The 6535-nt window shown below is 67.3% G+C and carries 9 protein-coding genes; 5 read left to right on the forward strand and 4 right to left on the reverse strand.

Features of this window, described 5'->3' with window-relative positions:
- The first annotated feature begins 41 nt into the window (after positions 1 to 41).
- The 4 genes from ACI2LP_RS22150 to ACI2LP_RS22165 all read left to right on the forward strand — a co-directional run bounded on the left by ACI2LP_RS22150 (position 42) and on the right by ACI2LP_RS22165 (position 3226).
- On the forward strand, positions 42 to 833 hold the full coding sequence (locus ACI2LP_RS22150) for an ABC transporter ATP-binding protein (RefSeq protein ID WP_404726198.1): 792 nt from the start codon (positions 42 to 44) through the stop codon (positions 831 to 833).
- A gap of 90 nt (positions 834 to 923) precedes the next feature.
- Complete coding sequence (locus ACI2LP_RS22155) at positions 924 to 1352, forward strand: NfeD family protein (protein WP_404726199.1); 429 nt, start codon at positions 924 to 926, stop codon at positions 1350 to 1352.
- A 91-nt stretch (positions 1353 to 1443) separates the two neighbouring features.
- Entirely contained in the window at positions 1444 to 2400 is a 957-nt protein-coding gene (locus ACI2LP_RS22160) for an SPFH domain-containing protein (RefSeq protein ID WP_404726200.1), read from the forward strand.
- Between the two features lie 58 nt (positions 2401 to 2458).
- Positions 2459 to 3226, forward strand: a complete 768-nt coding sequence (locus tag ACI2LP_RS22165) for a sulfite exporter TauE/SafE family protein (RefSeq protein WP_404726201.1) — start codon at positions 2459 to 2461, stop codon at positions 3224 to 3226.
- Positions 3227 to 3295: 69 nt separating this feature from the next.
- Here the strand turns inward: ACI2LP_RS22165 and ACI2LP_RS22170 are convergent, their stop codons facing one another.
- The 3 genes from ACI2LP_RS22170 to ACI2LP_RS22180 form a co-directional block, all read right to left on the reverse strand.
- Positions 3296 to 3805 (reverse strand): HNH endonuclease, encoded by a 510-nt coding sequence (locus ACI2LP_RS22170; protein ID WP_360879624.1) that lies wholly within the window; start codon positions 3803 to 3805, stop codon positions 3296 to 3298.
- Positions 3806 to 3954: 149 nt separating this feature from the next.
- Positions 3955 to 4491 (reverse strand): YbhB/YbcL family Raf kinase inhibitor-like protein, encoded by a 537-nt coding sequence (locus ACI2LP_RS22175; protein ID WP_404726202.1) that lies wholly within the window; start codon positions 4489 to 4491, stop codon positions 3955 to 3957.
- A gap of 116 nt (positions 4492 to 4607) precedes the next feature.
- Entirely contained in the window at positions 4608 to 5390 is a 783-nt protein-coding gene (locus ACI2LP_RS22180; protein WP_404726203.1) for a sporulation protein, read from the reverse strand.
- Positions 5391 to 5464: 74 nt separating this feature from the next.
- On the opposite strand from ACI2LP_RS22180, the gene ACI2LP_RS22185 reads away from it, so the two are divergent.
- The gene (locus ACI2LP_RS22185) at positions 5465 to 6106 is read left to right on the forward strand and encodes a DNA-3-methyladenine glycosylase (RefSeq protein ID WP_404726204.1); all 642 of its coding nucleotides are present in this window, start codon (positions 5465 to 5467) and stop codon (positions 6104 to 6106) included.
- A 168-nt stretch (positions 6107 to 6274) separates the two neighbouring features.
- Here ACI2LP_RS22185 and ACI2LP_RS22190 read toward each other — a convergent pair.
- Positions 6275 to 6535: hypothetical protein (locus ACI2LP_RS22190; RefSeq protein WP_404726205.1), on the reverse strand; the 261-nt coding region annotated here is incomplete at its 5' end.

Raw genomic sequence — 6535 nt, forward strand, 5'->3', positions numbered from 1 at the left:
CCCAATACCTCAAGACGATTGCATGGGGAGACAACGCGCTCATGAGCGATGTACTGGAGCTGGTGGACGTATCCGTGGTCCGCGACGGACGCGCTCTGGTGGACGACGTCTCCTGGTCGGTCAAGGAGGGTGAGCGCTGGGTCATCCTCGGCCCCAACGGCGCGGGCAAGACCACTCTCCTCAACATCGCCTCCAGCTATCTCTTCCCGACCAGCGGCACGGCGAAGATCCTCAGCGAGCGCCTCGGCGGCGTGGACGTCTTCGAGCTCCGCCCGCGCATCGGCATGGCCGGCATCGCCATGTCCGAGAAGCTGCCCAAGCGCCAGACCGTGCTCCAGACGGTCCTCACCGCCGCGTACGGCATGACCGCCAGCTGGCACGAGGACTACGACGCCGTCGACGAGGAGCGCGCCCGCGCCTTCCTCGACCGGCTCGGCATGACCGAGTACCTGGACCGCAAGTTCGGCACACTCTCCGAGGGCGAGCGCAAGCGCACCCTCATCGCCCGCGCGATGATGACCGACCCCGAACTGCTGCTCCTCGACGAGCCCGCCGCCGGTCTCGACCTCGGCGGCCGCGAGGACCTGGTCCGCCGCCTCGGCCGGCTGGCCCGCGACCCGTACGCCCCCTCCATGATCATGGTCACGCACCATGTCGAGGAGATCGCGCCCGGCTTCACCCACGTCCTGATGATCCGTCAGGGCAAGGTGCTGGCCGCGGGTCCCATGGAGACCGAGCTGACCTCCCGTAACCTCTCGCTCTGCTTCGGCCTTCCGCTCGTCGTCGAGCGCAAGGGCGAGCGCTGGAGTGCACAGGGCCTCCCGCTCGGCTGACCGAGAGCTCGTTGCCGGCCCTGCTGACCGGATCCGGACCCCGCCATCGCCCCCTGTCCCCACCGCGACCGGCGGACCTACCATGACCACGTGGACATCGACGCATGGGTGTGGTGGCTGATCGGCGCGGTCGGACTGGGCATTCCGCTCGTCCTGACGGCGATGCCCGAATTCGGAATGCTGTCCGCCGGAGCGGTGGCCGCGGCCGTCGTCGCGGCGCTCGGCGGTGGCACGGTCGCCCAAGTGCTCGTCTTCGCCGCGGTTTCCGTCGCGCTCATCGCCGTCGTACGTCCCATCGCGACCCGGCACCGCTCCCAACGCCCCCAGTTCGCGAGCGGAGTCGACGCGCTCAAGGGCCGTCAGGCCGTCGTTCTCGAACGGGTCGACGGCAGCGGCGGCCGCATCAAACTGGCCGGCGAGATCTGGTCCGCGCGCGCACTCGACGCGGATATGTCGTACGAGGCGGGGCAGCAGGTCGACGTCGTGGAGATCGACGGAGCCACCGCCGTGGTCATGTGACCAATGAAAGCCGAACGCCCCCCACACCAGCCCGTGTTCTGGGAAACTCGATCATCAGAATCATCCGGCAGCGAAGGGCACAGGGAACACGATGCAACCGATCATCATCGTCCTGATCATTCTGGTGGTGCTGGTCTTCATCGCCCTGATCAAGACGATCCAGGTCATCCCACAGGCCAGCGCCGCAATCGTCGAACGCTTCGGGCGCTACACCCGCACCCTCAACGCGGGCCTGAACATCGTCGTTCCGTTCATCGACTCGATCCGCAACCGCATCGACCTGCGTGAACAGGTCGTCCCCTTCCCGCCCCAACCGGTGATCACCCAGGACAACCTGGTGGTCAACATCGACACCGTCATCTATTACCAGGTGACCGACGCCCGGGCCGCGACATACGAAGTCGCCAGCTACATCCAGGCGATCGAGCAGCTCACCGTCACCACCCTGCGCAACATCATCGGTGGCATGGACCTCGAGCGGACCCTGACCTCCCGCGAGGAGATCAACGCGGCCCTGCGCGGCGTCCTCGACGAAGCCACCGGCAAGTGGGGAATCCGCGTCAACCGCGTCGAGCTCAAGGCGATCGAGCCGCCCACCTCCATCCAGGACTCGATGGAGAAGCAGATGCGCGCCGACCGTGACAAGCGCGCCGCGATCCTCACCGCGGAAGGCATCAGGCAGTCCCAGATCCTCACCGCCGAGGGTGAGAAGCAGTCCGCGATCCTGCGCGCCGAAGGTGAGGCCAAGGCGGCCGCGCTGCGCGCCGAGGGCGAGGCCCAGGCCATCCGTACGGTCTTCGAGTCCATCCACGCCGGAGACGCCGACCAGAAGCTCCTCGCCTACCAGTACCTCCAGATGCTCCCGAAGATCGCCGAGGGCGACGCCAACAAGCTCTGGATCGTGCCCAGCGAAATCGGCGACGCGCTCAAGGGCCTGTCCGGCGCCATGGGCAGCTTCAACCCGATGGCCGGCATGGGCGGTGGCGGCTCCGGCACATCCGGCGGCGGCAAGGGCACGGAGCGCCGCGAACAGCCCCCCCTCGACTGACCCGTCGGCCTCTCAGGCATGATCGGTGCATCCGGCACCGATCATCGAGGGGCACAGCGTGACCATCTGGGAGATGCTCGCCGTCTTCGCCGCGGGCATCAGCGCCGGCACCATCAACACCATCGTCGGCTCGGGGACGCTGATCACCTTCCCGGTGCTCCTCGCCACCGGCCTGCCCCCGGTCACCGCCACCGTCTCCAACGCACTCGGCCTGATCCCCGGCTCGATCAGCGGAGCCATCGGCTACCGCGCCGAACTCACCGGCCAGCGCAGCCGTGTCCTGCGCCTGAGCATCGCCGCCGCGATCGGCGGCATCAGCGGAGCCGTACTGCTGCTGATGCTGCCCTCCACGGCCTTCGAGACGATCGTGCCGGTACTGGTCGCGCTCGCCCTGGTGCTGGTGATCCTCCAGCCGCGCATCACCAAGGCCGTCCAGCGCCGCCGCGAGCGCAACGGCACCCCCACGCACCCCGACGGCGGCCCGCTGCTGTTCGTCGGACTGATGCTCGCCAGCGTCTACGGCGGCTACTTCACCGCCGCCCAGGGGATCATCTACCTCTCCCTGATGGGCATGCTGCTCGACGACTCCCTGCAGCGCCTCAACGCCGTCAAGAACGTCCTCGCGGCCGTCGTCAACAGCATCGCCGCGCTCTTCTTCCTCTTCGTCGCGGACTTCGAATGGACGGCGGTCGTGCTGCTCGCGGTCGGCTCCGCCCTCGGCGGCCAGCTCGGAGCCAGGATCGGCCTCCGCCTGCCGCCGACGGCACTGCGCGTGTTGATCGTGGCGGTCGGCACGGTCGCCATCGTCCAGCTGCTGCTCCGCTGACGCACGAAGGCCCGCCCCCACCAAGGGGGCGGGCTTCGTCACCGACCGGCTTCGCCGATCAGCCCTCTGCTACGCCGCGGGCTGGACCGCCAGCCACTGCGGCAGCTCCGTGCGCTCACCGGCCCGCATCCCGAGCAGCATCGCGTCCGCCGGAGAGGGTACGAACGGTTGGTGGAGCAGCGGCATACCCGCCTGCTCCGGCGTACGGTCAGCCTTGCGGTGGTTGTCCTCGGCGCAGGACGCGACCGTATTCAGCCAGCTGTCCGCACCGCCGTGCGACCTCGGCACAACGTGGTCCACGGTCGTGGCGCGCTTCCCGCAGTACGCGCACCGGTGCTGGTCCCGTACCAGCACACCCCGCCTCGACCAGGGCGCCTGTCTTCGGAACGGCACCCGTACATAGCGGCAGAGCCTGATCACCTGGGGCACCGGAAGATCGACTGCCGCGGCACGCATACGGAGTCCGGGGTGGGCCTGCTCGACGACGGCCTTGTCCTGCAGAACCAGAACCACCGCACGGTTGAGTGTCACCGTCGACAGCGGCTCGAAGCTCGCATTCAGCACCAGCGTGTCACGCATCTCGCCCACCTCCCGTTCGCCGGCCCAGCCCGTTGCGGGCCGTGGGCTTGGATCAACTCTGGCCGGGCGCGCCGAGATGGACAACGCAATAAAAGATGCCCTGCCCTGATCTCTCCAAGACCAGGGCAGGGCAAACAACAAACGAACGATCAGCTCCTCGAAGGACCTTCGTACTCCCCGATGAGCTGCGCACGCGCCAGAGTGTGGAACCGCAGATTGAAGCCCACGACCGCGGGCGACACATCCGCGTCGGGGCCCAGCTTCTCGCTGTCCACCGCGTACACCGTGAAGACGTAGCGGTGGTTCTCACCGGCCGGGGGAGCGGCGCCGCCGAAGTCCTTCGACCCGTAGTCGTTACGGACCTGAACGGCGCCCTCGGGCAACCCCTCGAACTTTCCGCTGCCCGCACCAGCGGGCAGCTCCGTGACCGACGCCGGGATGTCGAAGAGCACCCAGTGCCAGAACCCGCTGCCCGTGGGCGCATCAGGATCGAAGCACGTCACGGCGAAGCTCTTGGTCTGCGCCGGGAAACCCTCCCACCGCAGCTGCGGCGAGGTGTTGCCCGCCGCGTAGACCTGGGCGTCCTTCAGCACCGACCCCGGCGCGATGTCGTCGCTCACCACCGTGAACGACGGCACCGCCGGATGAAAGTCGTGCGGAAGCGGCGCCTGCTTGAGCTCGGTCACGTCTGAACCTCCGATTCGGCTGTCTGCTGCCTGGCTTTGCTGCCCTGCCGGATCCGAGCCTAGAGCCCGAGGCCCAAGCCCCGAGGCGCCTGCCCCAAGCTCCAAGCCCCGTGGCCCTAGAGCCAGTTGCGACGCCCGCCGACATCCGCGAGCCACTGGTTGAGGAAAGCAGCCCAATCGGTCGACTGGAAGTTGTGGTGCCCCACCTGGAAGGCCTTGTACGAGTCACTGCCCTCGCTGAACAGCCCCGGCTTCTTGTCCATCTCGAGGATGACGTCCATCTCGCGGTCGTCCGCGACGAAGGTCAGCTCGACCTGGTTCAGCCCGCGGTACTGCTGCGGCGGGAAGAACTCGATCTCCTGGTAGAACGGCAGCCGCTGCCTCGTCCCACGGATGTGCCCGCGCTCCATGTCCGCGCTCTTGAAGCGGAAGCCCAGCTGGATGAAGGCGTCGAGAATGGCCTGCTGCGACGGCAGCGGGTGCACATTGATCGGGTCCAGGTCGCCCGAGTCCACGGCCCGCGCGATCTCCAGCTCCGTCGTCACACCGATGTTCATCCCGCGCAGCTGCTGCCCCGCGATGCTGGTGACCGGGGTCTCCCACGGAATCTCAAGACCGAACGGCACCACGTGCACCGCCCCGGCCTTCACCACGAACGCACCGCCCAGCCGCTGCTTGGTGAACTCGATGTCCTGCTTGACCTCCTGCTCACCACCCTCGACCTCGACCCGCGCCTGCAGACCGACGGAGAGACCCTCGATCTGCTGGTCGACCGAGCCGCCCTGGATGCGCACCTCGCCCTGGACAACACCGCCAGGCACGACGTTCGCCTCGGTCAGCTCCGTCTCCACGGAAGCACCGCCGGCACCCAAGCTGGCAAGCAGCTTCTTGAAGCCCATGTTCACTCCTTCTAGGTTCTGACCTCTACATACGCGCGACGACCGTAGCCGGTTCCCCGGTACCCTCGGACGCCATGATCGAGAGCCCCGACCGTACGCCGCTGCCCCGGGAGTTCTTCGACCGCCCAGTACTGGAGGTCGCTCCCGAGCTCCTTGGCTGCACCCTGGCACGCCTCACGGACGACGGACCCATCGAGTTGCGCCTTACCGAAGTGGAGGCGTACGCGGGCGAGCTCGACCCCGGCTCCCACGCCTACCGCGGCCGCACGGCACGCAACGACGTGATGTTCGGCCCGCCGGGCCATGCGTACGTCTACTTCACCTATGGCATGTGGCACTGCCTCAATGTCGTGTGCGGTTCGGAGGGCACGGCGAGCGGGATCCTGCTGCGGGCCGGCGAGATCCAAGTAGGCGCGGATCTCGCGCGTAAACGTCGACTCTCGGCCCGCTACGACAAGGAACTGGCCAAAGGCCCGGCCCGCCTGGCCACGGCCCTGGACGTCGACCGCGCCCTGAACGGCACCGACCTCTGCCTCGGGGACGACGCCCCGCTGTCCCTACTGACCGGTACACCGCCCGCCCCTGACCTGGTGCGCAGTGGCCCCCGCACGGGAGTGGGGGGCGACGGCGCCCACCACCCGTGGCGCTTCTGGATCGAAGGCGACCACACCGTGAGCCCGTACCGGGCCCATGCCCCACGGCGCAGGGCAACTTGACTCGGCAGAGCGGGACGCCTAACGTAGCCCGAGCCGCTTGAAACGGGCCATGCCATTCGGCAACCCGAAGTGGCCATCCACTCCTTACGACGAACCCCAACCGGGTGCGGTTTCGGCATGCCGAAATTCAAGCCTTATGACTCGATTATGAGTCGGTCCGGGAATCGGCTAAAGTAGTGAACACGCCGAAAGGCGAAAGGCCTCTCCAACGGCCACTGGATTCGAATTCCTCACCGGAAACGGAACGGAAATAGAGTCTGGTAGGGTTGGAAACGCAAGACCGAAGGGAAGCGCCCGGAGGAAAGCCCCGGAAAGTGTTCTGTGGGTGAGTACAAAGGAAGCGTCCGTTCCTTGAGAACTCAACAGCGTGCCAAAAGTCAACGCCAGATATGTTGATACCCCGGCCTGTTTCGGCAGGTTCGAGGTTCC

Source organism: Streptomyces sp. NPDC019890, from assembly GCF_044903445.1.
Taxonomy (GTDB): domain Bacteria; phylum Actinomycetota; class Actinomycetes; order Streptomycetales; family Streptomycetaceae; genus Streptomyces.

What these genes read in the sequence shown, in the direction of transcription:
- ACI2LP_RS22150 (WP_404726198.1), top strand. Translation starts at nt 42, where the DNA reads ATGAGCGATGTACTGGAGCTGGTGGACGTATCCGTGGTCCGCGACGGA.
- ACI2LP_RS22160 (WP_404726200.1), top strand. Translation starts at nt 1,444, where the DNA reads ATGCAACCGATCATCATCGTCCTGATCATTCTGGTGGTGCTGGTCTTC.
- ACI2LP_RS22170 (WP_360879624.1), bottom strand. Translation starts at nt 3,805, where the DNA reads ATGCGTGACACGCTGGTGCTGAATGCGAGCTTCGAGCCGCTGTCGACG.
- ACI2LP_RS22180 (WP_404726203.1), bottom strand. Translation starts at nt 5,390, where the DNA reads ATGGGCTTCAAGAAGCTGCTTGCCAGCTTGGGTGCCGGCGGTGCTTCC.
- ACI2LP_RS22185 (WP_404726204.1), top strand. Translation starts at nt 5,465, where the DNA reads ATGATCGAGAGCCCCGACCGTACGCCGCTGCCCCGGGAGTTCTTCGAC.